The sequence below is a fragment of the Roseateles sp. P5_E4 genome (genome assembly GCF_054049255.1).
In genome coordinates this window covers 70,329-94,215 of sequence record NZ_JBFUMS010000013.1, presented here as the reverse complement: position 1 = coordinate 94,215, position 23,887 = coordinate 70,329, and the positions used below count along the sequence as shown (strand labels likewise).

22 protein-coding genes, 2 tRNA genes and 1 riboswitch are annotated in these 23,887 nt (G+C 67.0%); of the genes, 5 read left to right on the top strand and 19 right to left on the bottom strand.

All coding sequences use genetic code 11. The features are described from left to right. Nucleotides 1–132: 132 nt before the first annotated feature. From ACXJLH_RS23165 to ACXJLH_RS23145, 5 genes are all read right to left on the bottom strand, one after another. Nucleotides 133–804: a hypothetical protein gene (locus tag ACXJLH_RS23165; RefSeq protein WP_457446522.1), complete on the bottom strand. Its 672-nt coding sequence runs from the start codon at nucleotides 802–804 to the stop codon at nucleotides 133–135. Between the two features lie 133 nt (nucleotides 805–937). Further along, entirely contained in the window at nucleotides 938–1,609 is a 672-nt protein-coding gene (locus tag ACXJLH_RS23160; protein WP_457446520.1) for a hypothetical protein, read from the bottom strand. Between the two features lie 137 nt (nucleotides 1,610–1,746). Next, nucleotides 1,747–1,822 (bottom strand) — tRNA-Asn (locus ACXJLH_RS23155). An 86-nt stretch (nucleotides 1,823–1,908) separates the two neighbouring features. Then, nucleotides 1,909–1,984, bottom strand: a tRNA-Asn gene (locus tag ACXJLH_RS23150). A gap of 36 nt (nucleotides 1,985–2,020) precedes the next feature. Beyond that, nucleotides 2,021–4,159 carry a TonB-dependent siderophore receptor gene (locus ACXJLH_RS23145; protein ID WP_457446518.1) on the bottom strand — a complete coding sequence of 713 codons (2,139 nt, stop codon included), beginning with the start codon at nucleotides 4,157–4,159 and terminating at the stop codon, nucleotides 2,021–2,023. Between the two features lie 66 nt (nucleotides 4,160–4,225). Next, nucleotides 4,226–4,327, bottom strand: a riboswitch (TPP riboswitch). Nucleotides 4,328–4,482: 155 nt separating this feature from the next. Between ACXJLH_RS23145 and ACXJLH_RS23140 the strand changes: the two genes are divergently transcribed. After that, nucleotides 4,483–4,752 carry a helix-turn-helix domain-containing protein gene (locus tag ACXJLH_RS23140; protein WP_457446516.1) on the top strand — a complete coding sequence of 90 codons (270 nt, stop codon included), beginning with the start codon at nucleotides 4,483–4,485 and terminating at the stop codon, nucleotides 4,750–4,752. Then, nucleotides 4,742–6,007, top strand: a complete 1,266-nt coding sequence (locus ACXJLH_RS23135; RefSeq protein WP_457446514.1) for a type II toxin-antitoxin system HipA family toxin — start codon at nucleotides 4,742–4,744, stop codon at nucleotides 6,005–6,007. Before ACXJLH_RS23140 ends, ACXJLH_RS23135 begins: the two co-directional genes overlap by 11 nt. Nucleotides 6,008–6,124: 117 nt before the next feature. Here ACXJLH_RS23135 and ACXJLH_RS23130 read toward each other — a convergent pair whose 3' ends face one another. The 12 genes from ACXJLH_RS23130 to ACXJLH_RS23075 all read right to left on the bottom strand — a co-directional run bounded on the left by ACXJLH_RS23130 (nucleotide 6,125) and on the right by ACXJLH_RS23075 (nucleotide 16,949). Beyond that, nucleotides 6,125–7,213, bottom strand: a complete 1,089-nt coding sequence (locus ACXJLH_RS23130) for an NAD(P)/FAD-dependent oxidoreductase (protein ID WP_457446512.1) — start codon at nucleotides 7,211–7,213, stop codon at nucleotides 6,125–6,127. Nucleotides 7,214–7,229: 16 nt separating this feature from the next. Beyond that, nucleotides 7,230–7,553: a ferredoxin FdxA gene (fdxA, locus tag ACXJLH_RS23125; RefSeq protein WP_056194839.1), complete on the bottom strand. Its 324-nt coding sequence runs from the start codon at nucleotides 7,551–7,553 to the stop codon at nucleotides 7,230–7,232. Further along, nucleotides 7,550–8,338 carry a uroporphyrinogen-III C-methyltransferase gene (cobA, locus tag ACXJLH_RS23120; protein WP_457446510.1) on the bottom strand — a complete coding sequence of 263 codons (789 nt, stop codon included), beginning with the start codon at nucleotides 8,336–8,338 and terminating at the stop codon, nucleotides 7,550–7,552. Before cobA ends, fdxA begins: the two co-directional genes overlap by 4 nt. After that, a complete protein-coding gene (locus ACXJLH_RS23115) occupies nucleotides 8,338–9,624 on the bottom strand; it encodes a sulfate adenylyltransferase subunit 1 (protein WP_457446508.1) in 1,287 nt (428 codons plus the stop codon). Before ACXJLH_RS23115 ends, cobA begins: the two co-directional genes overlap by 1 nt. A gap of 79 nt (nucleotides 9,625–9,703) precedes the next feature. Further along, nucleotides 9,704–10,669, bottom strand: a complete 966-nt coding sequence (gene cysD, locus ACXJLH_RS23110; RefSeq protein ID WP_457446506.1) for a sulfate adenylyltransferase subunit CysD — start codon at nucleotides 10,667–10,669, stop codon at nucleotides 9,704–9,706. Beyond that, on the bottom strand, nucleotides 10,666–11,424 hold the full coding sequence (locus ACXJLH_RS23105) for a phosphoadenylyl-sulfate reductase (RefSeq protein WP_457446504.1): 759 nt from the start codon (nucleotides 11,422–11,424) through the stop codon (nucleotides 10,666–10,668). The genes cysD and ACXJLH_RS23105 overlap by 4 nt, the downstream gene beginning before the upstream one ends. Then, nucleotides 11,421–11,915: a DUF934 domain-containing protein gene (locus tag ACXJLH_RS23100; RefSeq protein WP_457446502.1), complete on the bottom strand. Its 495-nt coding sequence runs from the start codon at nucleotides 11,913–11,915 to the stop codon at nucleotides 11,421–11,423. The genes ACXJLH_RS23105 and ACXJLH_RS23100 overlap by 4 nt, the downstream gene beginning before the upstream one ends. A 77-nt stretch (nucleotides 11,916–11,992) precedes the next feature. After that, nucleotides 11,993–13,708: a nitrite/sulfite reductase gene (locus tag ACXJLH_RS23095; RefSeq protein WP_457446500.1), complete on the bottom strand. Its 1,716-nt coding sequence runs from the start codon at nucleotides 13,706–13,708 to the stop codon at nucleotides 11,993–11,995. A gap of 2 nt (nucleotides 13,709–13,710) precedes the next feature. Further along, a complete protein-coding gene (locus ACXJLH_RS23090) occupies nucleotides 13,711–14,478 on the bottom strand; it encodes a sulfite exporter TauE/SafE family protein (RefSeq protein ID WP_457394181.1) in 768 nt (255 codons plus the stop codon). A gap of 114 nt (nucleotides 14,479–14,592) precedes the next feature. Further along, nucleotides 14,593–15,516: a DNA-binding protein YbiB gene (ybiB, locus tag ACXJLH_RS23085; protein WP_457446498.1), complete on the bottom strand. Its 924-nt coding sequence runs from the start codon at nucleotides 15,514–15,516 to the stop codon at nucleotides 14,593–14,595. Between the two features lie 70 nt (nucleotides 15,517–15,586). Then, nucleotides 15,587–16,144: an outer membrane beta-barrel protein gene (locus ACXJLH_RS23080; protein WP_056194856.1), complete on the bottom strand. Its 558-nt coding sequence runs from the start codon at nucleotides 16,142–16,144 to the stop codon at nucleotides 15,587–15,589. 229 nt (nucleotides 16,145–16,373) lie between these two features. Continuing rightward, a complete protein-coding gene (locus ACXJLH_RS23075; protein ID WP_457394172.1) occupies nucleotides 16,374–16,949 on the bottom strand; it encodes an outer membrane beta-barrel protein in 576 nt (191 codons plus the stop codon). A 209-nt stretch (nucleotides 16,950–17,158) separates the two neighbouring features. Between ACXJLH_RS23075 and ACXJLH_RS23070 the strand changes: the two genes are divergently transcribed. Then, nucleotides 17,159–20,092, top strand: a complete 2,934-nt coding sequence (locus ACXJLH_RS23070) for an HD domain-containing phosphohydrolase (RefSeq protein ID WP_457446496.1) — start codon at nucleotides 17,159–17,161, stop codon at nucleotides 20,090–20,092. Here the strand turns inward: ACXJLH_RS23070 and ACXJLH_RS23065 are convergent. Together ACXJLH_RS23065 and ACXJLH_RS23060 are read right to left on the bottom strand one after the other, a co-directional pair. Further along, on the bottom strand, nucleotides 20,080–20,985 hold the full coding sequence (locus ACXJLH_RS23065; protein ID WP_457446494.1) for a DUF4399 domain-containing protein: 906 nt from the start codon (nucleotides 20,983–20,985) through the stop codon (nucleotides 20,080–20,082). The two genes, ACXJLH_RS23070 and ACXJLH_RS23065, sit on opposite strands and share 13 nt — an antisense overlap. A 341-nt stretch (nucleotides 20,986–21,326) precedes the next feature. After that, complete coding sequence (locus ACXJLH_RS23060; protein WP_457446492.1) at nucleotides 21,327–22,364, bottom strand: ornithine cyclodeaminase; 1,038 nt, start codon at nucleotides 22,362–22,364, stop codon at nucleotides 21,327–21,329. Nucleotides 22,365–22,489: 125 nt separating this feature from the next. On the opposite strand from ACXJLH_RS23060, the gene ACXJLH_RS23055 reads away from it, so the two are divergent. Continuing rightward, entirely contained in the window at nucleotides 22,490–22,915 is a 426-nt protein-coding gene (locus ACXJLH_RS23055; RefSeq protein ID WP_056194870.1) for an Lrp/AsnC family transcriptional regulator, read from the top strand. A gap of 41 nt (nucleotides 22,916–22,956) precedes the next feature. After that, nucleotides 22,957–23,886, top strand: a complete 930-nt coding sequence (locus ACXJLH_RS23050) for a patatin-like phospholipase family protein (protein WP_457446491.1) — start codon at nucleotides 22,957–22,959, stop codon at nucleotides 23,884–23,886. Nucleotide 23,887 lies beyond the last annotated feature (1 nt).

Sequence of the window (23,887 nt, the reverse complement as noted above, 5' to 3'; positions counted from 1 at the left end):
GGAATGACCTTGATCGCGACGGTGAGGTAGGTGCTGTTCGTCCACCCGCTTGTGCGAATGAGGCTACATGGGCGCGTGACGGCCGTCTTGATGGGGGGCGTATGACGCTTCGCGTCAGTGCTTCCTGGTGGTCTATGTTCGACCAATGAGTCCGGAAGTGCGCCGCTGCCGGCGCGTGATTAAGGTCAGCAGTGGGATCGCTGCAAGCAAGTATTGGCCGGTGCCTGGCTCGGGCACAGCAGTCAGCGTATCGATAGCGCCATGGACGCCCCAGAAGAAGTAGCCCGGTGCTTGGCCGTCTGTCGAGTAGGCAGTTATCGAGAACCACGGGTTTGGCTGCTCTGTCAGCGACAGCGTGCGGGGCAGCGTCATGTCCAGGATCGGCGCGAGAAAGTTCAGGCGGATGACGGTGGTGTAGCCTTGCAGGCCAGCGGGGAGCTTGGTGGCGTCGTTGTCTACGGCGGCGAGGAAGACGTTGTCAGGGTAGTTCGGATAGCTGTCAAAGAGCTGGACTTCCCAACTGGAGCCAGACACGCTGATGTCGTTGACTGTCACCGTGTTGGCACCCATCGGCCCAGCGAATAAGGCGCGTCCAGGTTGGATCAAGTACTGGAACGGCGCATCCGGGTCATAGTAGAAGCTACCCGAGAAGCTGTCCCCCAGGCTGGCGTGGGCCTTGATGGTGGCTGTGCCTGTGTAGTTGCGAACCTCGGTGACGTGACCGGTATACGCGTACTGTGTTTGCGTCGCCATTGCCGCAGGCGCGCTGGCGGAAACAACGGCAGATAGCAAGAACTTGTTCATGATCCTCCCCGAATGGTCTTGTTAGCTCGGATTGCGATGCTATGGCTTTGTCTAGAAGGCGGTCTCGCGGAGGCCGCCACTTGCTTGCGAGCGTTGACCTGTCCTGTCATGCGGCGCTTCGAACGCGCTAGAACTAGATGTGCCCATGTCGAAACCGCTGAAGCGCATCCCTGTCGTCAGCCTCGACCCATTTGGCCATGCTCTCGCAATCGTCAGCTTGAAACTTCAACATGAAGGCGGCGCTTCGGAGCTGCTCGCGGCGGTTGAATACATTTCCTTTGAGCAGGGCAACTTCGTCGCAGAGGGCTGTCGCTCGGGCTTTCGCTAGGTTCCATAGGATCAGCTCGGCGCCACATGTCATCTGCACGGGCTGAAAGCTATTCATGCCATTGCGCGCCTCAAGAAGTGTTGTTTCGATTTCTCGGACCCTCGGCCAATCGATCTTGTCGACGAAGCGCGACTCCATGATCGGATCAATGCACTTTACAAATGCAAGTTCGTCAACCTCGTAGCCCAACTTCGACATGGACCTCAGCAGGTCGCCACGAAGCCTGACGCCGGCTGCCTCTTGGCGACGGGTGCTGGACGCGGCATGTTGTGCTTGCCTTTGGAACACCCATACAGCCACCAGAATCGCACCGACAGAACCGACAGCCTGAGTCCAAGCCGCTCCGTCGAAGTCTTTGAATGTGGTGCCTTTGGCGGCCAGGAATGCGAGCAGCACCAAGCTGCAATACGCGATCGAAGCGACCACCAAGACGCCGATCCCGCAGATCAGCAGTCGTCGCGCGGTGTCAGGTGCCACGCTACCTCCCTTGGCGCGTATCCGCAGCGCCTTTGCGCGGTGGATCCTAAGCGATGGGTTCAGGGGCGCAGTTCCAGCGCGCTGGCCAGGGCCGCAAGAAAAAGCCCCATCCGCTTTCGCGAATGAGGCTTCTGATTTGGCTCCCCGACCTGGGCTCGAACCAGGGACCTACGGATTAACAGTCCGGCGCTCTACCGACTGAGCTATCGAGGAATTGATCGGTATTTTTGCTTGCCGTGCGGTTGCGGCTCGCTGTTGTTGCAAAGGCTGGCGATGGGCCAGCCTTTGCGGGTTTTCTGTGGCTCCCCGACCTGGGCTCGAACCAGGGACCTACGGATTAACAGTCCGGCGCTCTACCGACTGAGCTATCGAGGAACAGAGCCCGTGACTATAGCAGTTCTTTCAGGGGCCTCAGAGCCGGACCTCGAGACTCGTGCGGAAAGTCCGCGGTGCGAGGGGGTAGAGGTAGCTGTGCTCGAACTGCCACGGCGACTCGCGCCAGGCGCGGCGGTTGGTCAGGTTGTCGACGGCCACGCGCCAGATCCAGGTCTGGTTGCCCACGCCCTGCATGTAGCGCAGGCCCGCGTCGGCCACAGTCCACGCCGGCACGGCGATGCCGTTGTCGGGCGTGGCGAAGCGGCTGCCCTCATGGCGGATGCCGAGTTGGGCCTGCAGGCCGGGCAGCAGGTCCTGGCGCACATGGGCCTTGAGCGTGGTCTCCGGCACATTCGGCGGCTGCAGGCCGTTGAGGCTGGCGTCGGCGCTGCCTTGGCGGCGCGCTTGCAGGCGCATGGCGCTGGCGAACAGGCCGCCGCCGCTCCACTTCAGGTCGGCGCTGGCTTCGACGCCGCGATGGCGGGCATAGCCGTCGGCGCGGCGCTCGCAGCTGTTGTCGGCGCTGCATTCCGTGAAACCAGGCAGCACGATGTCGCGCCACGCGGGGCGGCGGATGTCGAAGACGGTCAGCGAGCCTTCGACGCGCTGGGTGCCGGTTTTCAGGCCGATCTCCGTCTGGCGGCTCTTCAGCGCGGGCAGCGCCTGGCCGGCATTGACGAAGCGCTTGCGGTTGGGCGCCACTTCGCTTTCGATGCCCTGGCCCCAGCTCGCGTAGAGCAGCCAGTCGCTGGCGATCGCATGGCTGAGCGCGATCCAGGGCGTGGTGACGCCCTGTGAGTAATCCGTTGCACGCGAGCCGTCCGTGCGCACGCTCTCGCGATGCAGGCGGGTGTGGCGCAAGCCCAGCCAAGCGCTGGTGTCGGCGCTCAGCGCCACGCGGTCGCGCAGGTAGAGCTCGTTGCTGCGCTCGTCGCGGTTGGTGTTCTCGTCGGTCAAGTCGGGCGCGGCGGGCGTCACGGCGCTGCCGTCGACGTTGCCGGTGCCCGCGTAGTTGTAGGCCTGGCGCTGGAAGCGGCTCTTGAACTGGCTGCTCAGTCCGCCGACGGTGAGGTCATGGCGCAGGCCGGCGAGCTGCACGGGGCCGCTGGCGGAGACGTCCAGCGCCGTCGTGTCGCGGTGCTCGTTCTCGCTGCGGAAGTCGTAGAGGTCGTAGCTGCCGTCCGGGCAGAAGCGGTCGGCGTAGTAATCGCCATTGGCGTCGCTACAGCCGTAGGCATAGGCTAGGCGGTCGTCGGTGCGCAGGCGTTGGATGCCCAGCGCCGCCTGGGCGCGCCATTCACCGGCCAGCTTCTGCTGCACGCGCAGCGAGGCGTGCGTGTTGTCGAAGACGACGGGCAGGCTCCAGGGCTGGTTGTTCAGGTTCAGGTTGGGGTCGACGCTCTTGGCGTCGGGCAGGCGGTTGCCGAGCAGGCTGAAGCCCTGCTGGCTGGGCTGGCTCTGGCGGTTGAATTCGACCTCGGCCTCGACGAGGGTGTCGGGGCCGATGCGCCAGTCGGTGGCCAGCGCGGCAGTGTGCGAGCGGCCCTTGCTGTCACGCAGCGTCGGGTCCAGGTGGGCCGCGGCGAGGTTGACGCGAACGCCGAACTCGCGGTTGGCGCCGAAGCGCTGCGAGTGGTCGACGCTCGCCTGCACCGAACCGCCCTGGATGGCTTCCAACATCAGTGCCGTGCCGTCCTCGGCCAGCGGGCGCTTGACGACGAAGTTGACGATGCCGGCCGGCGAACTGGTGCCGGCCTGCATGCCGGAGCTGCCCTTCAGCACCTCGATGCCGGACTTGTTGACCAGCGACAGCGCGGTCTCGCCCGTGATGGGCAGGCCGTCGCGGCGCAGGTTGAAGCGGTTGTCGAGATCGAAGCCGCGGATCTTGAGCTGCGACCAGTAGCCGACGGCGTTGTAGGCGTCGGAGATGGAAGCGTCGAGCTTGGTGATGCCCGAGAGCTGGCTGATGCCGAGGTCATCCAGCCGCTCCGCCGACAGGCTCAGCGCTTGCATCGGCAACTTGGCCGGCGGGTCGTTGAAGCCGGACAGGCTGGGCACGGCCTCGGTGGCTTTGCCCGAGACGCTGACTTGGGGCAGGGTCTGGGCCGAAGCGAGGCTGGCGGCGAGCAGCGCGGAGGCGGCGCCGAGAACGGAAAGGGAAAAGAGTCGTGCCATCGGAATGCAAAGCGATGGCAGGTCGGCAAACGACAGGGCCCAGGGGCGGGAGACGAAGATTCGGCCTGGGCTTTCAGCGTGCTTCCCTGCGCGAGGATTACCTCAATCAGGTTCAAAGGGACTGTCTCAGTCGATGGCGCCAGGCCATCAACACCCCTAGCGAAGACGCGCCACACGGGGCGGCGCGCGGGTCGGATTCTATGGGTTACGGAGCGTTCCGGCCTTCGCGCTTGGCGACTTGGCCTGGCTCGCTGCAGATCTGCAGTGGTGATGCATGCAAGTCATGGCTTGCAAAGTTCTGATATTTATAGAAAATGCAAGCTATGACTGGCAGTATTCGACTTCCCGCCGAACTTGGCGACCTGCTGCAGCAGCGGCGCGAAGCCCTGGGCCTGAGCAAGAAGGCCGTGGCCGAGCGGGCGGGGCGGGTGCGTGAAGTGATCTACCGCCTGGAGGGCGGCGAGGAGGCTTCCGTGTCGTCGCTGTTCGACGTGCTGCGCTCTTTGAATCTGGCCATGCGTCTGGAGCCGGTGGGCCTGCCGACGATGGAGGAAGTGGCCGCGGCCTTCAACAAGGACGACGATGCTGCCTGAGCGCATCGCGCAGCTCGATGTGTCCATCGGGTCGCGCGTGGGTGCGGGCCAATTGCTCAAGGCGTCGACTTACGAGTTCCGGTACCTGGAGGCGTCTGCCGAGCAGCCTTCCGTCGCGCTGCTGATGCCGGCGGCGGCCAGGCTCACGTGGACGGACGGGGACCTCTTCCCGCCCATGGACCAGAACCTGCCCGAGGGCGATCTGTTCATGCGCATCCGGGCGTTGTTCCCCAAGCAGCAGACCACGGCCATGCACCTGCTCGCCCTCATCGGCGACAACGGCATTGGTCGCCTCGGCTATCGCATCCCGGGTGCTGACACGCCGCAGCCAGCGGTGCCGCTGAGCAAGGAGAGCCTACTTGGCATGGCCTACTCGCCCCAGGTGTTCAACGACCTGGTGGCGGCCTATCTGAGCACCGGCGCGGGCATTGCCGGCATGCAGCCCAAGATCATGGTGCCCGAGGTGCGGATCGCTGTTCCCATTCCCACGCTCATCGTGAAGGTGGCGAGCGAGGCCTATCCCGGTTTGGCGGCCAACGAATACCTGTGCCTGCGTGCAGCCAACCTGGGCGGCATCCCTACGCCGGTGTTTGACCTGTCGCACGACGGCCAGATGCTGGTGCTGGAGCGCTTCGACGCCGTTCTGAAGCCGGATGGGGCGGTGGAGCGCCTGGGCTTCGAAGACATCGCAGCGCTATCCGGCCAGCGCGTGCGCGACACACTCTCCGACCGCAAGTACCACGGCAGCTACGAGCGCATCGCGGGGCTGCTGAGGCAGTTGCAGTTGCCCCAAGCCGACCTCGACCGCTTCTTCGAGCAGGTCGCCTTCTCCGTCATGGTCCGCAATGGCGACGCGCATCTGAAGAACTTTGGCCTGCTGTACCGCTCATCCAGCGACATCTGGCTGGCGCCGATGTTCGATGTCGTCACAACGGCCATCTACCGCTACACACAGTACGCCGGTGGCCCCGAGCTTGAGGACCGCACGCTGGCGCTCAAGCTCTTTGCCGGCAAGCACACGAGCAAGGCCTATCCGACGACGCAGGAACTGCTCGCCTTTGGCGCCAAGGTTTGCAATGTGAAGGCGCCGGCCACCGTGCTTCAACGCCTGGCGCAGGGCATGCAGCAGGCGCTGCAGGAAGCGAAGTCCGACGAACGCATCCCGCGCGAGCTGCTGTCGCGCATGCGGGAGGTCTGGGAGTCAGGGCTGGCCTATGGCGATGCCGAAACGGCAAAGCCGCGCAGGCCGCATTGAGGCTCTCGCCAGGCTTGCGCAATGGCGTCGCAGCAAGGCGCAAAGGTGAAGACAGTAGCAGCGCTACGGCTAGCCTTTGCAACGCCGCTGTGGCGTCATTTCGCAGGTCCGATGCCTTCAGTCGAAGACCGGTGACTCCACGCCCAATACCTTGTGCAGCTTGGGGCTGGTCGTCGTGTACTGCAGGTGGATGCGCTTGTCCGGGAACACATACGGCGCCGCGCCGAATGCCGCCAGCGCGGTCTCGTGGAAGCCGCTCAGGATGAGCTTTTTCTTGCCCGGGTAGGTGTTGACGTCGCCGACGGCAAAGATCCCCGGCACGCTGGTCTCGAACTTCTCGGTGTCGACAACGATCTGCTTGCGCTCCAGCGCCAGGCCCCACTCGGCGATGGGGCCGAGCTTGGGGGACAGGCCAAAGAAGGCCAGCACCTGGTCGCAGGGCACGACGCGCGTGATGCCGTCGTTGCCGGTGATCTTGACGCCGGTCAGTTGCCCGTTCGCTTCGTCGATGCCGGTGGCCTGGCCGACGATGAACTGCATCTCCATTGCGTCGCAGAGTTCGCGCATCCTGGCCACGCTGGCTGGCGCGGCGCGGAACTCGTCGCGGCGGTGCACGACGATGACGCTCTCGGCCTTGTGCGGGTTGCCGTCGGGATTGGCGGCGCAGAAGTTCAGCGCCCAATCCAGGGCCGAATCGCCGCCGCCAATGATGAGCAGGTTCTTGCCGGCGAACTGGGCCGGCGCCTTGACGCGGTAGTGGACCTGCGTGCCCTCGTAGGGCTCGACGCCGTCGACCTTCAGCGTGCGCGGCTGGAAGCTGCCGACGCCGCCGGCGATGAAGACGGCCTTGGCCAGCAGCTGCGTGCCTTTGCTGGTCTCGATCAGAAAGCGGCCATCGTCCTGCTTTTGCACGACGGTGACTTCCTGGCCCAGGTGGAAGGTCGCGCCAAAGGGTTGGATCTGCTTGAGCAGGTTGTCTGTCAGCTCCTTGCCGGTGCACACGGGCACGGCCGGGATGTCGTAGATGGGCTTGTCGGGATAGAGCTCGATGCACTGGCCGCCGGGATAGGCCAGGCTGTCGATGATGTGGGCCTTGATCTCCAGCAGGCCGAGTTCGAAGACCTGGAACAGGCCGACCGGCCCGGCGCCGACGATGACGGCGTCCGTCTGAATCGCATCGGGCCTGATCTGTACTGCTGCCTGCATGAGGAGAGAAGAAAGCTCAGCGGATCAGCTCGGGCAGCTTGCCCGTCTTGTCTTTCCACTCGTCGGCATCCGGCAGCGCCGGCTTGCGCTTGGTGATGCTGGGCCAGCCCTTGGCGAGGTCGGCGTTGATCTTGATCATGTGGATCTGATCGCCGGGCACGTCCTCCTCGGGCAGGATCGCGTTGACGGGGCATTCGGGAATGCAGACCGCGCAATCGATGCACTCATCGGGGTCGATGGTGAGGAAGTTCGGGCCTTCGCGGAAGCAGTCGACCGGGCAGACGTCGACGCAGTCGGTGTATTTGCAGCGGATGCAGGCTTCGGTGACGACGTGGGTCATGAGCGGCTCTGGGAAGTAAGGGGCGCCCCGATGGGCAATGATTCGGGCGAAACGACGATTTTAAGGTCGGCGTGGTTTTGATCCTGCGCGCGGACCCGGCTGGCTCCTGTCCCGACCGTGACGACCGTGGGGCGGCCGCGGTGGAGCAGGGCGGCGTGGGCGAGGTCAGCCAGCGCGTGCTCGCTGGTGATGGCATCGGCACAGCCGGCACGGCTGACGACCAGCGTGGGGGTGTCGGACGCCCAACCAGCGGCAAGCAACTGGCGGCTCAAGGCGGCCAATTGGCGGCCGGCCATGTAGAACACTTCGGTGTCGGCCGAGCGCGCGGCTTTCAGTTCGCCTGCTTCGGTCATCGCGGTGGTCAGCGACACGCTGCGGCCGCGGCCGCGGCGGGTCAGCGGGCGTTGCGCCTGGGCGGCGGCGGCAAGAGCCGCGGTCACGCCGGGCACCACTTCACTGGCGATGCCAGCTTCGGCCAGCGCGATGAGCTCTTCCTCCAGCCGGCCGAAGATGCTGGCGTCGCCGCCCTTGAGCCGCACGACGAGGCCATGTTCTTGCGCGGCCTTGACGAGCAGCGCATTGATCTCGGTCTGCTTGGCCGAATGCTCAAAGCCGCGCTTTCCGACCGAGATCCACTTGGCTTGCGGCGCCAGGTCGCGCAGGGCCGGGTCGGCCAACGCGTCGGCCAGCACGACGTCGGCCTGCGACAGCGCACGGGCACCGCGCAACGTGATCAGGTCGGCGGCGCCGGGGCCGGCGCTGACGAAGATCACCTTGCCGGCCATCACCAGGCCTCTTCCGCCGGAGCGGCTTGCACGTCCACCAGCAGCGCGCCGCTGGTGCGGTGGCTGGCGGGGTCGACGACGATCAGTGCGCCGCCGACGCGGTTGTCCACGAAGGGCTCGACGGGCAGCTCATGCTGCACCTCCATCTGCACGCGGCCGATGGTGTTGACGGGCAGTTCGTGGGCGTCCTGCGGCGTCAGCGTGTTGATGTCCAGCACCGAGTCGATGGCCGAGATGCGCGCCTGCACCCAACGGTTGCCGTGGCGCACCCAGTACTTGCGGCCGGGCTTGGCGGCCTCGGTGTCCAGCCAGGCCAGCGTTGCAGAGAAGTTCTTGGTGACCGCAGCGCTGCCCGGCGTGACGATCCAGTCGCCGCGGCTGACGTCGAGCTGGCGGTCCAGCACCAGGCCGGCCGAGTCGCCGGCTTCGGCGCTGGGCACGGCCTCGCCGGCCAGGCGAACCTCGGAAACGACAGCCGTCTGCTTCGACGGCAACACTTCGATGGTGTCGCCCGCCTTCACTGCGCCGTGGGCAATGCGGCCCCACAGCACGCGCGGCTGGAAGCCGGTGCCGGCGGATTGGTAGGCGTCCTTCTGCACGTACTGCACGGGCAGGGACAGCGGCGCGTCGGCGCGCTCGCTCAGCGTGGGCAGGCGCTCCAGCACCTGCAGCAGGCTCTCGCCGTTCCACCAGGGCGAGTCCAGCGGCTGGGTGACGTTGTCGCCGCGCAGGGCGCTCACCGGCACCGTGGCCGCGACGTTAAGGCCGGCGGCGGCAGCGAACTTGTCGAGCGCCGTCTTGACCTTGGCAAAGCCCGCGCCGGCGTCATCGAGCGCGTCGATCTTGTTGATGGCGAAGACGATGCTCGGCACGCGCAGCAACTGGGCCAGCAGCGAGTGGCGGCGCGTCTGCGGCAGCAGCGTCACTTCGGCTTCAGTCAGGTCGAGCTTGGTGATGTCCACCAGCACGACGGCGGCATCGGAGCCGGCGGCGGCCGTGACCATGTTGCGCGTGTACTGCTCATGGCCCGGCGCGTCGGCAATGATGAACTTGCGCGTCTTGGTCGCGAAGTAGCGGTAGGCCACGTCGATGGTGATGCCCTGCTCGCGCTCGGCCTCGAGGCCGTCGGTCAGCAGGCTCAGGTCGATGGGGCGGCCGGCGGCGCGGCGCTCCAGCGTGTCGAGCTGGTCGGCCAGGATGGCCTGGCCATCGAACAGCAGGCGGCCGATCAGCGTGGACTTGCCGTCGTCAACGGAGCCCGCCGTGAGGAATCGCAGCGCCTTCATCGCGCGGCCCGCCCGGCCGCCCGAAGGGCCGCGACGCCCCCTCGGGGGGCAGTGAACAAAGTGAACGTGGGGGCGGTCATTAAAAGTACCCTTCCTTCTTGCGCTTCTCCATGGAAGCTTCACTGGTGCGGTCGTCCATGCGCGTGGCGCCGCGTTCGCTGACGGTCACGGTCAGCGTCTCGGCCACCACCTCGCTCGCGTTGGCGGCGGGGCTCTCGACCGGGCAGGTGCAGGTCATGTCGCCGACGGTGCGAAAACGCACGGTCGCGGTCTCGACGGTCTCGCCTTCTTCCGGCGGCGTCACGTCGGTCAGCGGCACCAGCAGGCCCTTGCGGCGGATGACCTGACGCTCGTGCGCGAAGTACATCTGCGGCAGCGGGATGTTCTCGCGGGCGATGTAGAGCCACACGTCCAGTTCGGTCCAGTTGCTGATGGGGAAGCAGCGGAAATGCTCGCCCGGGCGGATGCGCGTGTTGAACAGCGTCCACAGCTCGGGGCGCTGCTCCTTGGGCTGCCATTGGCCGAAGCTGTCGCGATGGCTGAAGATGCGCTCCTTGGCGCGCGCCTTTTCCTCATCGCGGCGGGCGCCGCCGATCAGGCAGTCGAACTTGTGCTCCTCGATGGTCTCCAGCAGCGTCACCGTCTGGTGGCCGTTGCGGCTTTCCAGCGGGTGCGACAGGCGGATCGTGCCCTTGGCCATGCTGTCTTCCAGATGGCCGACGACCAGGCGCTCGCCCATGTCGGCGACGCGCTGGTCACGGAAGGTGATGACTTCGGGGAAGTTGTGGCCCGTGTCGATATGCACCAGCGGGAAGGGCAGATGGCCCGAGTAACCACTCGGGTGCGCCGCGTTCTTCATCTTGAAGGCCTTCTCGGCCAGGCGCAGCACGACGCAGCTGTCCTTGCCGCCCGAGAAGAGCAGGGCAGGGCGCTCGAAGCTCGCGGCCACCTCGCGCAGGATGAAGATGGCTTCCTCTTCCAGCGCGTCCAGGTGGGCGTGGTCGACGTCGGCAATGAGTTGTTCGGGTTTCACAGCAGCATTCATGATTTGGCGTGCAGGCCGCATTCCTTGGTGGAGTCTTCCCACCACCAGCGGCCCGCTCTGAAGTCTTCGCCGACCGCAATGGCGCGCGTGCAGGGTGCGCAGCCGATCGAGGGCATGAACTGGTCATGCAGCGGGTTGTACGGAACCTCGTATTTTTGAACATACGCCCAGACCTCGGCCCAGGTCCAGTCGGCGATGGGGCTGATCTTGCGGCGGTTGTTGCCGTCGTCCTCGTCAAAGGCCACGTCACCGCGGGCACCGCTCTGCTCGCGGCGCAGGCCGGTGATCCAGGCTGAACGGCCCTTCAGCATGCGGCCCAGCGGCTCCATCTTGCGCAGGCCGCAGCAGGCTTTGCGCAGCTCGATGCTCTTGTACATCGCCTCCTCGCCCTCCTTGCGGACGAACTGGATGACGGCGTCGGCCGCCGGCTTGAAGACCTCGACCTCGCGGCCATAGCGTTCCCGGATGCGCGGGATCAGCGCCAGCGTCTCGGCGTGCAGCTTGCCCGTGTCCAGCGTGGCGATGGCGATGGGCAGCTGGGTGCGGGCGATCAGGTCGGTGATGACCATGTCTTCCACGCCCAGGCTGCTGCTCTGCACGAGGCTGTCGCCATGCTCAATGCTGGCGTCACGCAAGCGCTGCAGGGCGGCCTCGATCTTGGCGTCCAGCGCCGGCGTCCATTTGGCGTAGAGGCCAATCGCATTGCCGGCCGCAGGCGCGGCGGCCCAGGGCAGGCTGCTGACTTCGGTGTTCACGCCGCACTCCGCAGGAACCAGGGGCGCGTCTCGCCGACACCACCCTGGTAAAAGCCCACCGGCGCGAACAGGTCCAAGGCCTTCTGTGCGGCGGCCTGGGATTGGTCGCCGCGCATGACGGCTTCGTCGAAACCGGTGCGGGTCAACAACTGCATCATGTCGACCAGCACTTCACCGCGGGCGCGGATGGCGCCCTTGAACTTGAAGCGACTGCGCAGGATGTGGGCCTGGCTGTAGGCGCGGCCGTCGGTCCACTTCGGGAAGTCGAGCACGACAACGGCGATGCGGTCCAGGTCGGGAGCGAGCTGGTTGATGTCGGCATCGTTCGGGAACTCGATGGCGACCGGCGTGTTCGCAGGCCAGCGGGTCTTCACGGCATGCCATTGCTCCAGCGAGAGCAGGCGGTTGGGCGCCGGATCGGGATCGGGCTTGGGGCCGTCTTCGCCGATGGCGTGCTTCCATTGGCAGGTGGTGGCGTTGATGAATTTCATGCTCAGTGAGTGCTGGGCCGCCCCGAACTCACTGGCGCCCCCTTGGGGGGCAGTGAGCGAAGCGAGCGTGGGGGCGTTCATACTTTTGCGGTCGAGACGCGAACGGCGTTGGCCGCCGTCTTGAAGGGGTCGAGGCCCAGGCGCTTCACCGCGTTGACGAAGTGTTCTCCAGCCAAGCGCTCGCGCTTGAAGGTGTCGATGACGGCATCGATGGCGTCGGCGATCTCGTCGGCCGCAAAGCTCGGGCCGATGACCTTGCCGGCCACCGTCGTGCCCGACAGCACGGTGCCGTCGCTGCCACCCAGCGTCAGCTGGTACCACTCGGTGCCGTCCTTGTCGACGCCGAGGATGCCGATGTGGCCGCTGTGGTGGTGGCCGCAGCTGTTGATGCAGCCGCTGATGTGCAGGTCGATCTCGCCGAGGTCTTCGAGCTCATCCTGATCCTGGTAGCGCTCGGCGATCTCGGCGGCCAGCGGCAGCGAACGGGCGTTGGCCAGCGCGCAGAAGTCGCCGCCGGGGCAGGCGATCTGGTCGGTCAGCAGGCGGGCGTTGGGTGTGGCGAAGCCGGCGGCGCGGGCGGCCTGGAAGAGCTCGGGCAGGTCAGACGCCTTCACCCAGGGCAGCACGAGGTTCTGGCGGTGGGTGACGCGCAGCTCGCCATGGCTGAACTGGTCGGCCAGGGCCGCGGCGGTGTCCATCACGTCGGCGCTGGTATCGCCCGGCGCGATGCCGACGCGCTTGAGGCTGAGCGTCACGGCGCGGTAGCCGGCGACGCGGTGGCCGTCGACATTGCGCGCCAGCCAGCGTGCGAAAGCCGGGTCGCTGGTGTCGAGCACGGGCTCGGCGACGGGCGCGACGCCGGCCGGGTCGACAAAGCAGGCCGCCACGCGGTCCAGCTCGGCCTGGGGAATGATGTGCTCGTGGCCGCCGTTGTCGTCGGCCAGGATACGGCGGTATTCCTCGTTGACGGCGTCGAAGAACTTCTGGCCCTCGGCCTTGACGAGGATCTTGATGCGGGCCTTGTAGAGGTTGTCGCGGCGGCCGGCCAGGTTGTAGCAACGCACGATGGCCTCGATGTAGACGAGGATCTGCTGCCAGGGCACGAAGGCGTTGATCTCGACGCCCGGAATCGGCGTGCGGCCCATGCCGCCACCCACCAGCACCTGGAAGCCGACCTCGCCAGCGGCGTTCTTCTTCAGCTGCAGGCCGATGTCATGCCAGCCGATGGCGGCGCGGTCTTCCTTGGCGCCCGAGACGGCGATCTTGAACTTGCGCGGCAGGTGGGCGAACTCGGGGTGCAGGGTGCTCCACTGGCGCAGGATCTCGCAGTAGGGGCGGGCATCGACGATGTCGTCCGGCGCGATGCCGACGAAGGCGTCGCTGGTGATGTTGCGGATGCAGTTGCCGCTGGTCTGGATGCCGTGCATGTCGACCTCGGCCAGCAGCTCCATCACCGTGGCGCTGTCCACCAGCGGGATCCAGTTGTATTGCAGGTTCTGGCGCGTCGTGAAGTGGCCGTAACCGCCCTGGCCGGCGAACGGGCCATCGGGCTGGCGGTCGTACTCGCGGGCGATCTTGGCGAGCTGGCGCAGCTGGCGCGACGACAGCTCGCCATAGGGCACGGCCACGCGCAGCATGGGTGCGTGGCGCTGGATGTACCAGCCGTTTTGCAGGCGCAGCGCGCGGAACTCATCGGTGCCGAGGGTGCCGGCGAGGTGGCGCTCGAGCTGGTCGCGGTATTGCGCGGCGCGGGCGTGGACGAAGCGGCGGTCGAAGTCGGTGTACTGATACATGGTTAGTGGATGACCTTCCAGCCGGCCATCAGAAGAGAAACGCAGAGCAGGCTGCGCACGACGCCATCGGGCAGCCGACGGGTCAATTGGGCGCCCAGCCAGATGCCAGGTAAAGAGCCGATGAGCAGCGGCACCAGTAGCGTCCAGTTGACGTTGCCCAGCGTGGCGTGGCCGATGCCGGCGACCAGCGTCAAGGGCACGGCATGGGCAATATCGGTGCCGACGATGTCGCGGGCCTGCATGCGTGGGTAGATCAGCAGGATCAGCGTCGCGCCGATGGCGCCGGCGCCAATGGAAGACAGTGATACCAGCACGCCCAGCACAGCGCCGCTGAGGATGGTCAGCGCCGGCTTGCGGGCTTCGGGAATCCAGCGCTCCAGCCGAAGGCCCAGCGCCAGCCAGCTCTTCTTGAAGGCGACGACGACGGCCGTCAGCAACAGCGCGATGCCCAGCGAAAAGGTCAGCGCCGAGGCCCAGCCCTTGGTGACGCCAGTCAGGTGCATCAACGCCACGGTGGCCAAGGACGCAGGGATGGAGCCGGTCAGCAGGCGGCGGGTGATGGCCCACTGCACATGGCCATGCCGGGCGTGGGCCACGGAGCCGCTCATCTTGGTCAGCGCGGCAAACCACAGGTCGGTGCCGATGGCGACCGCAGGGTTGAGCTTGAAGACGGACAGCAGCAGCGGCGTCATCAGCGAGCCGCCGCCCACGCCGGTGATCCCGACGATGAGGCCGACTCCCAATCCACTTGCAATCGCAATCCAGTCCAGCACGCTGTCCCCTGAGGCGACCCATGCCACCCGAGGGCGCGACTCTAAGCAATGTTGCGGTGCGGAAGAACTACAGAATTTTTGGGGCTATATGCCCATGCCGAATAAGCAACTTCAGTTTGTGGCGAGAAGCCGCAGTGCGGCGACCTGCTCCAGGATGCGCGGCGGCACGGTTTCGCGGCCCTCCAACATGGCGCGGATGAGGGCGGCGTTCTCGGCTGGCGTGCAGGCTGGCGACAGCGGCCAGTCCAGATCCGCCGTGTCGGCCGGATGCAGGGGCGCGGTGTCGCCGTCCTGGAAACCGATCAGATGGGCCTTGCGGCGCAGATGGGCATAGGCCTCGCCCTCGCTGGCGCGCATCAACAGCGCCCGGCCACCGCCGGCGGTCAGTGTGGGCAGGGCGTGGCTCATGCTGTCGAGGTATTCCGGATGCGTCACCGCGACGACACGCACACCGCGGCCGACCGGGAAGGGGTCGAGCAGCTTGGCCAGGCTGTGGGAGCTGTTGCGCACGCCCAGGCGCGGGCGCAAGGCCATCAAGCTGTTCAAGCCAGGGTTGAGCATCTGCAAAGGCAGGACGGCCAATCTGTCGCCTGCCAGCCGCGTCTGGGCATCGGTCAGCGAGGGGCTGGCGTGCAGCCCCAGGGCGCCCAGCAACTCGAAGGGGCTGTGGCGGCTGTCGAAGTCGTGCCGTCCGAAGATCAGCACCGGCACGCCCTCGCGGGCCAGCAGCAGCGCGACCAGCGGCATCAGATTGGCCTGCTTGCGGGCACCGTTGAAGCTGGGCAGCAGCACGGTGCGCGGGCCGTCGGGGGCGGCCAGGCGGGCCGTTCGTGCCTGCATTGCGGCCAGGAACCCAGCCACCTCGTCGGCGCTCTCGCCCTTCACGCGCAGCGCGATCAGCATGGCGCCCAGCTCCATGTCGGGCACCTGGCCGTCGAGCATCTCACCGAAGAGCGCTTCAGCCTGCTCGCGATTCAGATCGCGCGCACCTCGGGCGCCGCGGCCCATTTCCTTGATCAATGAGGCGTAGTCCATGGCCGCAGTGTAGGAAGAGCCATGAGAAAGGGCCGCACGAGGCGGCCCTTCGAGTGGGATGCGTTCTCGATCAGAACGCGAAGATCGCGCCCAGGGAAACCAGGCGCAGCGTGCCCTTTTCGCCAGCGAATTGGGCCTGGGTCGAATCGACGCCCAGCTCCAGCTTGACGCTCTGGGTAATGGCATAGGTCAGGCCCAGCCCGGCGTAGACCTTGGCCTTGCTCTCGGAGTCGGAGCCGCTCAACGTGCCGAGGGTGGCGCTGGCTTGGGTCTTCACCTGGGCGACGCCCAGGCGGACGTTCATGCCCCAGTCGGTGCTCAGCGGCAGCGCGAAAGCAGCGCCCAGCATGAGCGCGGTCGGCTTGATGGCGACGGACATCGTGGCGTCCGCAGCCTTGAACTTGCCAAAGGCGATGTAGCCGGCTTCCAGGCTGAAGCCGTTGCCGAAGTTGTAGCCGCCCACCAGCTTGGCGCCGGTGTCGCTCGTGTCGCAGCTGGTGGAGCCTGTGCAGTCCAGATTGGCGTGCGAGACGCCACCGGCGGTGCCGATGTAACCGTGGGCCTGCGATTCGGCGTGGGCAGCGGTGGCGGCCAGCAGTGCGGCCAGGACGATGGTTTGTTTTTTCATGAGAACACTCCCTTTTTCTCTTGATGGATGGGCCGACCGGCGTGGCCGGCCTCGGCGCCTTTCTGAGGCGGCGCGCATGCTATTCGCGGCGCCTGTACGCCCTTGATGACGCTGTCGCGCGGATGAGACGGCAATGCCCCCGGCTCGGGGGCGATGTGAAAAAAACCGCCTGACCGCGCTTTAAGCGGCCAGGCGGCTCGGGTGGTCTCGCAGCGGCGTGTTTGGGCCGTCAGAAGGCCATGCGCGCGCCCAGCGACACCATGCGCACGTTCTGGCGCTCACCCTGGATCTGGGCCCGCGTTGCGTCCACGCCCAGCTCGACGCGGGTCGACGGCGTCAGCGCGTAGTTGACGGCCAGGCCAGCGATGGGCTGGGTCTTGCTCTCGCTGCTTGAGCCGGTCAGCGCGCCGACCTCTGCGTTCACCTTGGTGCGCACGCGGGCCACGCCCAGGCGGCCGACCAGACCCCAGTCAGGGCTCAAGTTGGCCGTGTAGGCGCCGCTCAACGACAGGGCTTCGGGTCGTCCGCTCAGCCCCACGGCGCCCTGGGACGCGCGGAATTTGCCGAAATTGGTGTAGCCGCCTTCGACTGCAAAGCCATTGCCAAAGGCATGGCCGAACATGGCCTTGCCACCGAATGCGTTCCTGTCGCAGGTCTGCACGCCGGTGCAGTCGACGTTGAGATGGCCTTGGCCCAGGGACAACAGGCCGTAGTTGTGCTCCGCATTGCTGCTGGAACGGGTGGTTTGGGCCTGGGCGGCAGTGGCCAGGGCGAGGGCGGCAAGGCTGATTGCGATCTTCTTCATGGGGAACTTCTCTCCTACTTCATCCATCGGAGCGCAGGCGCCGGGTGGGGCCTGCGGCGATATGCGACCGGTCGTCGCCAAGCCATCCTCATTGGCGCTGGGGGCTCGTCTTGTAGGACTTGGGCACTCTTGCCGGCTGGTCTGGTAACCGCAGGCAAAGTGCTGGCGGCACGGGGATACTGCTGCAACGCTGCTGCCCTTCAGGTTCCATGCCGCATCTCAAGCCCAAGACGCTTTACATCACGCTGAGCTTGTTGATGGTGGGCCTGGTCGCCCTGGTGTACAGCGTGCTGCTGCTGTACGAGCGCTCACGCAGCGATGCACTGATGCTGCAGCAGGCTGGCGCGGCGGCCAGGCGCATCGGCCGCGAGGCCGCGGCGGCCGTCGAGACCGAGCTGCGGCCGGCGCGGGTCAGCGTGGCCCTGCTGGCGACCGGCGCCCTGGGCCGGGCCAGCAACGAGGCCGAGCGCCTGACTGCGCTGCCGCAGATGGCGGCGGCCCTGCGCGCCAATGCCTCGGTCTCGGCCGTCTATGTCGGCACCTCGGGCGGATCCTTCGTGCTGTTGCGCCGCCTTGTCGATGCGGCAACACGCAAGCGCATGGATGCGCCGGCCGAGGCTGCATTCGGCCTGCAGAGTGTGAGCCGCGATGGCGGCGCGGCCCCGCGTGGCGCCTACCGCTTCTACGACGCAGCGCTGCGCGAGCTGCAGCGCCGTGATCGGCCCGACTACGACTTCGACCCGCGCACCCGGCCCTGGTTCGCGCTGGCGAGCGAGGCCGGCGAAGGCAAGCTCGTGCAATCGGCGCCCTATCTGTTCTTCACGACCGGCGAACCCGGCGTGACGTTGGCCCAAGCCCATGGTGGCGCCGTCGTGGGCGCCGACGTCAGCCTGCAGGCTCTCAGCGAGATGCTGACGCGGCCGCAGATCAGCCGTTCGGCCGAACTGCTCATCGCCACCCAAGGCGGCGAGATGCTGGCCGAGGCCCGGCGCGAGAGCGGCACGCCGCCGAAGGACGGCCAGGCCCTGCCGCGCGTGGCCGAGCGTGCGTCGGCGCTGATGCGCGCGCTGTGGCAGCGCCGCGATGGCGAGGGTCATCTCACACCCGTGCAGGTGGTCGACGGGCGCGAATGGGTCAGCCACGCCTTGCCGCTGCAGGGTGCCGTGGAGGCCGGCGCGCCGCTGGTGCTGCTGATGGCCGCGCCGCGCGAGGAGCTGCAGGCCTTCCAGATTGAAAGCCGCCGCCAGAGCTTCTACATCTCGCTGGGATTGATGCTGCTGTTGCTGCCCCTGGTCCACCTGCTGGCCGATCGCGTGTCGCGGCCGCTGCGCAACCTGGCCCGCCAGGCCGAGGCGATCGAGCGTTTCGAGTTCGACGGGCCCGATCCCCAACGCAGCCTGATCCGCGAGGTCGACCGCCTGGCCATCGCGATGACGGCGATGAAGCATTCGCTGCGGCGCTTTCTCGACATCAGCAACGCGCTGAGTGCCGAGCGAGATTTCGACACCCTGCTCGACCTCATCCTGCGCGAGACCATCGCCGTGGCCGGCGCCAGTGGCGGCTCGGTCCACCTGCTGTCGGCCGATGGCCAGACGCTGGAGCCCGCGGCTTCGCGCGTGCGTGGCGAGACCGCGTCGCGCCGCGGCCTGACCTGGCAGGTGAACGTGCCCGACAGCGTCGCCGCGCCGGTGCGTGCCCTGCAGACGAACGCACCGGTCGAGATCGATCTGAGCTGGGACAACCCGACCCACCTGGCCGCCTACCAGCGGCTGTTCGCCGCCCTGGGCGTCGCCAAGATGCGCCTGCTGGCCCTGCCGCTGAAGAACAGCCAGCACGAGACCATCGGCACGCTGACATTGACCTTCCCGCTGTCGGCCGATGGGCCGTCCGAACCACTGGGCGCCGCACGCGTGGCCTTTGTCAGTGCGCTGTCGGGCACGGCCGCCGTGGCCATCGACAACCAGCTGCTGCTGCGCGCGCGCAAGGAGCTGCTGGAGAGCTTCATCCAGCTCGTTGCAGGCGCCATCGACGCCAAGAGCCCCTATACCGGCGGCCATTGCCAGCGCGTGCCCGAGCTGACCAAGATGCTGGCCCAGGCCGCCTGCGAGGCGACCGAGGGGCCGTATGCCGGTTTCACGATGGACGCTGACCAATGGGAGGCGCTGCACATCGCCGCCTGGTTGCACGACTGCGGCAAGGTCACCACGCCGGAGTACGTCGTCGACAAGGCCACCAAGCTGGAGACGATCTACAACCGCGTCCATGAGGTCCGCACGCGCTTCGAGGTGCTCAAGCGCGACGCGCTGATCGAGAAGCTGGAGGCCGAGCTGGGCGACGCGGGCGTGCAGCGCGCCCGTGCCGCGGCGGCGCCGGCCCAGGGCGAACTGGATGCCGACTACGCCTTCGTCGCGACTAGCAATGTGGGTGGCGAAACGCTGGACCCCGAAGCCGTTGCCCGGCTGCGCCGCATCGGCGAGAGGCGCTGGTTGCGCACGCTCGACGACACGCTCGGCCTGTCCATCGAGGAGCTGCGCCGCCAGCCCAAACCGCGCCCGCCGCTGCCTGCTCCTGAGCGCCTGCTGCAGGACCGGCCCGAGCACATCCTGCCGCGCCCCGCCACCGACCAACTGGGCGGTGACAACCGCTGGGGCTTCAAACTCAAGCAGCCCGAACACCTCTATCACCGGGGGGAGCTGCACAACCTCACGATCTCGCGTGGCACGCTGACGGAGGAGGAGCGCTACAAGATCAACGACCACATCGTGCAGACGCTGAAGATGCTGCACGAGCTGCCTTTCCCCAAGCATCTGCGCGAGGTGCCCGAGATCGCGGGTGGCCATCATGAGCGCATGGACGGCAAGGGCTACCCGCGCGGCCTGACCGGCGCACAGATGAGCCCGCAGGCCCGCATGATGGCCATTGCGGATGTCTTCGAGGCACTGACGGCCGATGACCGGCCCTACAAGCCGGGCAAGCGCCTGTCCGAGGCCTTAGGCCTCATGCGGCGCATGGTGGCCGAGGGCCATCTCGACCCGGGCCTGTTTGAACTTTTCCTACGCTCGGGCGTCTGCCTGACCTATGCGCGGCGCTTCATGGCGGCAGCGCTGATCGACGTGGAGGACGTTGGCGCCTACCTGTCGTGACGGGTGACGCTGAACTTCAGCGGCGCGGCCTTGAGCAGGAACTCTCCGGCGCCGTCGTGCAGGCTGACAACCGCCTCGTACTCGCCCAGGGGCAGGTCGACGATGGCCTCGGTGCGGCCGTCGACGAGGTTCTGGCGCACCGTATTGCCGCCGCCCTTGGGCGCAAAGCTGAGGCGGAAATGCCCCGTGTCCTTGATGGCGGTGCCGGCCGGCGCCACGCCCAGGCCGGCGCCGAGCACGCCCAGGGACAGCGTGAAGGGGCTCGACACCGCCTCTTCATCGCGCAGGTTCTTCACATAGACCTCGCGGCCGGCTGAGGCGCGTGGCGCGGCGCGCAAGTCCTCGTACCAGGCCTCGCAGGTGTCGCGGTCACCCGCAACGACCTTGGGCGCCGGGGCGTCGGCGCGCTTGCCCACGACCTCGATGGCAATCTCGTTGCTGAAGACGAAATAGGGTTTGTGGGCGTGGTCGGCGAACAGCAGCCGCATGGTGTGGCGGCCCGGCGGCAGGTCGATCTCGGTGCCGGTCTGGGCCTTGCCGAAATGCTTGTGCGTATTGGAGAAGGGGATGGGTGCGGTGTGGTCGCGCGGCAGCGGCGTGTCGATGAGGATGTGGTGGTGGCCGGCCTTCTCGTTGGCATTGCCGGCCGGAATGACGCCCATGCCACGGATGCCGAACTCCACCCAGAAGGGCGAGCGCACGCGGTAGCCGGTCTTGACGTTGCTGAAGTGCACCGAGACCGGCTCACGCAGGTCGAGGGCCGTGCGCTGGGCCGTGTGTGACAGCCAGCATTGACGCTCCAGCGGATCGGTAGGCAGTGGCTCGGCCGCGGCCAGCGCGGGCAGCAGACCCAGTGGCCAAAAGTGGCGGGTCAGTCGAGCGGCAGATCCCATGCGAGCCCTCCGGCAGCGTGCGCCACCGATTCTGGGGGCGCGCGCTGGCGAGGAACGTCGTGAAAGTTGCGGACGCCAGGGCCTGTTCACGCTACGGGGATCGGATGCGTTGCCACCCAAAAGCCCGCGAGCAAGGCGCAAAGTCGAAGCTGGGGTCGGCCCCAGCGAGGCTTCGCAACGCCGCGCGCGGGCTTTTGGGTGGCAACCCTTCGGGAGAGGGCCTGCGCGGGCGCATGGCGTTGTTGCGCGCCTGGCCTGGGCACGAGCCCAGGCGGCGCCGCACGCCTAGCCCTGCACCCGCGCAGACCCTCTCGCACCGATTCCCGTAGCGTGAACAGGCCCTAAGCCACCTGAAGCTGGTGGGTCAGATGCAGTTCGCCGAACAAATCCTTGGGGTCAGCCATCTGCGGGATCAGGTCCAGCGGCGCGCCCAGGCCAAGCTGATTGCTCACGTCGCGCAGCAGGCGCAGCGCGGAGAAGTCCTCCAGCGCGAAGCCGACCGAGTCGAACACGGTGACCTGGCTGGCCGACTCGCGGCCCGGGGCCTGGCCGGCGAGCACTCGCCAGAACTCGGTGACGGGGAAATCGGCCGGCATCTGCTGCATGTCGCCTTCGATGCGGCTCTGTGGCTCGAACTCGCAGATCACGCGGGCCATCTCCAGCACGCCGCGGTGCAGCTCGGTCTTGCCCGGGCAATCGCCGCCGACGCCGTTGATGTGCATGCCGGGCTCGATCATGTCGGGCGTCAGGATGGTGGCGTTGGATTTGTCCGCGGTCACGGTGGTGACGATGTCGGCCCCCCTGACGGCCTCGGCCGTGGAGGCGCACACGGTCAGCGTCAGGCCGGGCGTTTGCTGAAGGTGGCGCACCAGCTTGGCCGTCGCGGCCGGGTCGATGTCGTAGAGGCGCAGCTCGCGGATGCCGAGCAGGTGGTGGAAGGCCAGGGCCTGGAACTCGCTCTGGGCGCCGTTGCCGATCAGGGCCATCACGCGGCTGTCGGGGCGGGCGAGGCGCTTGGCCACCATGACCGAGGTGGCGGCGGTGCGCATGGCGGTGGTCAGGGTCAGCTCGGAGAGCAAGGCGGGGGCGCCGGTCGCCACGTCGGCGAGCACGCCGAAAGCCATCACGGTCGGCAGGCCGAAGCGGTGGTTTTTGGGGTGGCCGTTGACGTATTTGAAGCTGTAGAGGCTGGCGTCGGCGATGGGCATCAGCTCGATGACGCCGTCTTGTGAATGGGCGGCGACACGGGGCGTCTTGTCGAATTCGGCCCATCGCAGGTAGTCGGATTCGAGGTAGCTGACAAGGCGGCGAAGTAAATCGGGAAGTCCGACACGTTGGACAAGGCGGGCGACGTCTTGGGTGGTGAGGACGGTGGTCATGGCAGTCTCGCGGAATGTGTTGAGGCGATTCTTCCGGGGCCATGTGCCAAACAGAAGCTCAACTCTTGCCACGTAATGCATCGCGATTTGGCAAAATGGCAGTGGAAATTGCCGAATTGCTCAAAATGGATGCCCTTGACCAGCAACTCCTCGCCCTGCTGCGCACCGATGCCCGGGCCAGCGTCGCCACGCTCGCGGCCAAGCTCAAGGTCTCGCGCGGCACCGTCACCAACCGCATCGCACGGCTGGAAGACAGCGGCGTCATCACCGGCTACACGGTGCGCCTGCGGCCCGACTCGGTGCCCGACCAGATCACGGCATGGATGAGCATCACGGTTGAAGGCAACCGCACGCGCGAGGTGGTGGCCATGCTGCTCGGCGAGCCCGGCATCACGGGACTCTTCGACACCAACGGCCGCTGGGACCTGCTGGCCGAGATCCGCAGCTCCAGCTTGCAGGAGCTGGCCGACGTGCTGGAGCGGGTGCGCCTCATCAAGGGCATCGCCGGCACCGAGACCTCCATCCATCTGCAAAGCTACAAGCTGGCCTGATCGGCCTCGGTTATCGTGCGCCGCGCTCCCTCTGCCTTGAAATGAATCCTGTCCTGATCCGCCGTGCCTGGCTCGCGGCCTCCCTTGTCGCGCTGGCCGGTTGCTCCATGCTGCCCAGCCAGCCACCCCAGCCGCCGGTCGTCGTCGTCCCGACGCCGCCGCCTGAGCCGCCACCCGTCATCAAGCCAGCCCCGAAACCGCCACGCATCGGCCTGGCCCTGGGCGGCGGCGCCGCGCGCGGCTTTGCCCACATTGGCGTCATCCAGGTGTTCGAAGAGAACGGCATCAAGGTCGACCTGGTCGCCGGCACCTCGGCCGGCAGTCTCGTCGCATCGCTCTACGCCTCGGGCAAGACCGGCAAGGAGATGCAGACCCTGGCCGAGACCATGGACGAGGGCGCGATCACCGACTGGTCCTTCCCGCTGCGCGGCCTGATCCGCGGCGAGGCGCTGGCGCGCTTCATCCGCGACAAGACGGGCGGCAAGAACATCGAGCAGATGGTGGTGCCGCTGGGCATCGTCGCCACTGACCTGTCCGACGGCTCCTCCATCCTGTTCCGCAGTGGCGATACCGGCACGGCCGTGCGCGCCTCCAGCGCCGTGCCAGCCGTGTTCCAGCCGGTGCGCATCGGCCAGCGCGAATTTGTCGACGGCGGCCTGGTGTCACCGGTGCCGGTGCGCTTTGCCAGGGAAATGGGCGCGCAGCTCGTCGTCGCGGTGGACATCACCTCGCCGCCCGAGAAGGACCCGCCGGGCGACGCCTTTCGCATGCTGATGCAGACCTTTTCCATCATGGGGCGCAGCATCAACATGTTCGAGCTGCGTGAGGCGGATGTCGTCATCCGGCCCAGGCTCGATGGCGTGGGCAGTGCCGACTTCACGGCGCGGCGCCGTGCGGTGCAGGCGGGTCGCGAGGCGGCGCAAGCCGTCTTGCCGATCCTGCGCCAGCGCATCGCCGAGAAGACCCGCTGAA

Bases quoted from the DNA above. Each gene is read 5' to 3' on its own strand.
- ACXJLH_RS23165 (WP_457446522.1), bottom strand. From the start codon at position 804: ATGAACAAGTTCTTGCTATCTGCCGTTGTTTCCGCCAGCGCGCCTGCG.
- ACXJLH_RS23145 (WP_457446518.1), bottom strand. From the start codon at position 4,159: ATGGCACGACTCTTTTCCCTTTCCGTTCTCGGCGCCGCCTCCGCGCTG.
- ACXJLH_RS23140 (WP_457446516.1), top strand. From the start codon at position 4,483: ATGACTGGCAGTATTCGACTTCCCGCCGAACTTGGCGACCTGCTGCAG.
- ACXJLH_RS23135 (WP_457446514.1), top strand. From the start codon at position 4,742: ATGCTGCCTGAGCGCATCGCGCAGCTCGATGTGTCCATCGGGTCGCGC.
- ACXJLH_RS23130 (WP_457446512.1), bottom strand. From the start codon at position 7,213: ATGCAGGCAGCAGTACAGATCAGGCCCGATGCGATTCAGACGGACGCC.
- fdxA (WP_056194839.1), bottom strand. From the start codon at position 7,553: ATGACCCACGTCGTCACCGAAGCCTGCATCCGCTGCAAATACACCGAC.
- cobA (WP_457446510.1), bottom strand. From the start codon at position 8,338: ATGGCCGGCAAGGTGATCTTCGTCAGCGCCGGCCCCGGCGCCGCCGAC.
- ACXJLH_RS23115 (WP_457446508.1), bottom strand. From the start codon at position 9,624: ATGAAGGCGCTGCGATTCCTCACGGCGGGCTCCGTTGACGACGGCAAG.
- cysD (WP_457446506.1), bottom strand. From the start codon at position 10,669: ATGAATGCTGCTGTGAAACCCGAACAACTCATTGCCGACGTCGACCAC.
- ACXJLH_RS23100 (WP_457446502.1), bottom strand. From the start codon at position 11,915: ATGAAATTCATCAACGCCACCACCTGCCAATGGAAGCACGCCATCGGC.
- ACXJLH_RS23095 (WP_457446500.1), bottom strand. From the start codon at position 13,708: ATGTATCAGTACACCGACTTCGACCGCCGCTTCGTCCACGCCCGCGCC.
- ybiB (WP_457446498.1), bottom strand. From the start codon at position 15,516: ATGGACTACGCCTCATTGATCAAGGAAATGGGCCGCGGCGCCCGAGGT.
- ACXJLH_RS23080 (WP_056194856.1), bottom strand. From the start codon at position 16,144: ATGAAAAAACAAACCATCGTCCTGGCCGCACTGCTGGCCGCCACCGCT.
- ACXJLH_RS23075 (WP_457394172.1), bottom strand. From the start codon at position 16,949: ATGAAGAAGATCGCAATCAGCCTTGCCGCCCTCGCCCTGGCCACTGCC.
- ACXJLH_RS23070 (WP_457446496.1), top strand. From the start codon at position 17,159: ATGCCGCATCTCAAGCCCAAGACGCTTTACATCACGCTGAGCTTGTTG.
- ACXJLH_RS23065 (WP_457446494.1), bottom strand. From the start codon at position 20,985: ATGGGATCTGCCGCTCGACTGACCCGCCACTTTTGGCCACTGGGTCTG.
- ACXJLH_RS23060 (WP_457446492.1), bottom strand. From the start codon at position 22,364: ATGACCACCGTCCTCACCACCCAAGACGTCGCCCGCCTTGTCCAACGT.
- ACXJLH_RS23055 (WP_056194870.1), top strand. From the start codon at position 22,490: ATGGATGCCCTTGACCAGCAACTCCTCGCCCTGCTGCGCACCGATGCC.
- ACXJLH_RS23050 (WP_457446491.1), top strand. From the start codon at position 22,957: ATGAATCCTGTCCTGATCCGCCGTGCCTGGCTCGCGGCCTCCCTTGTC.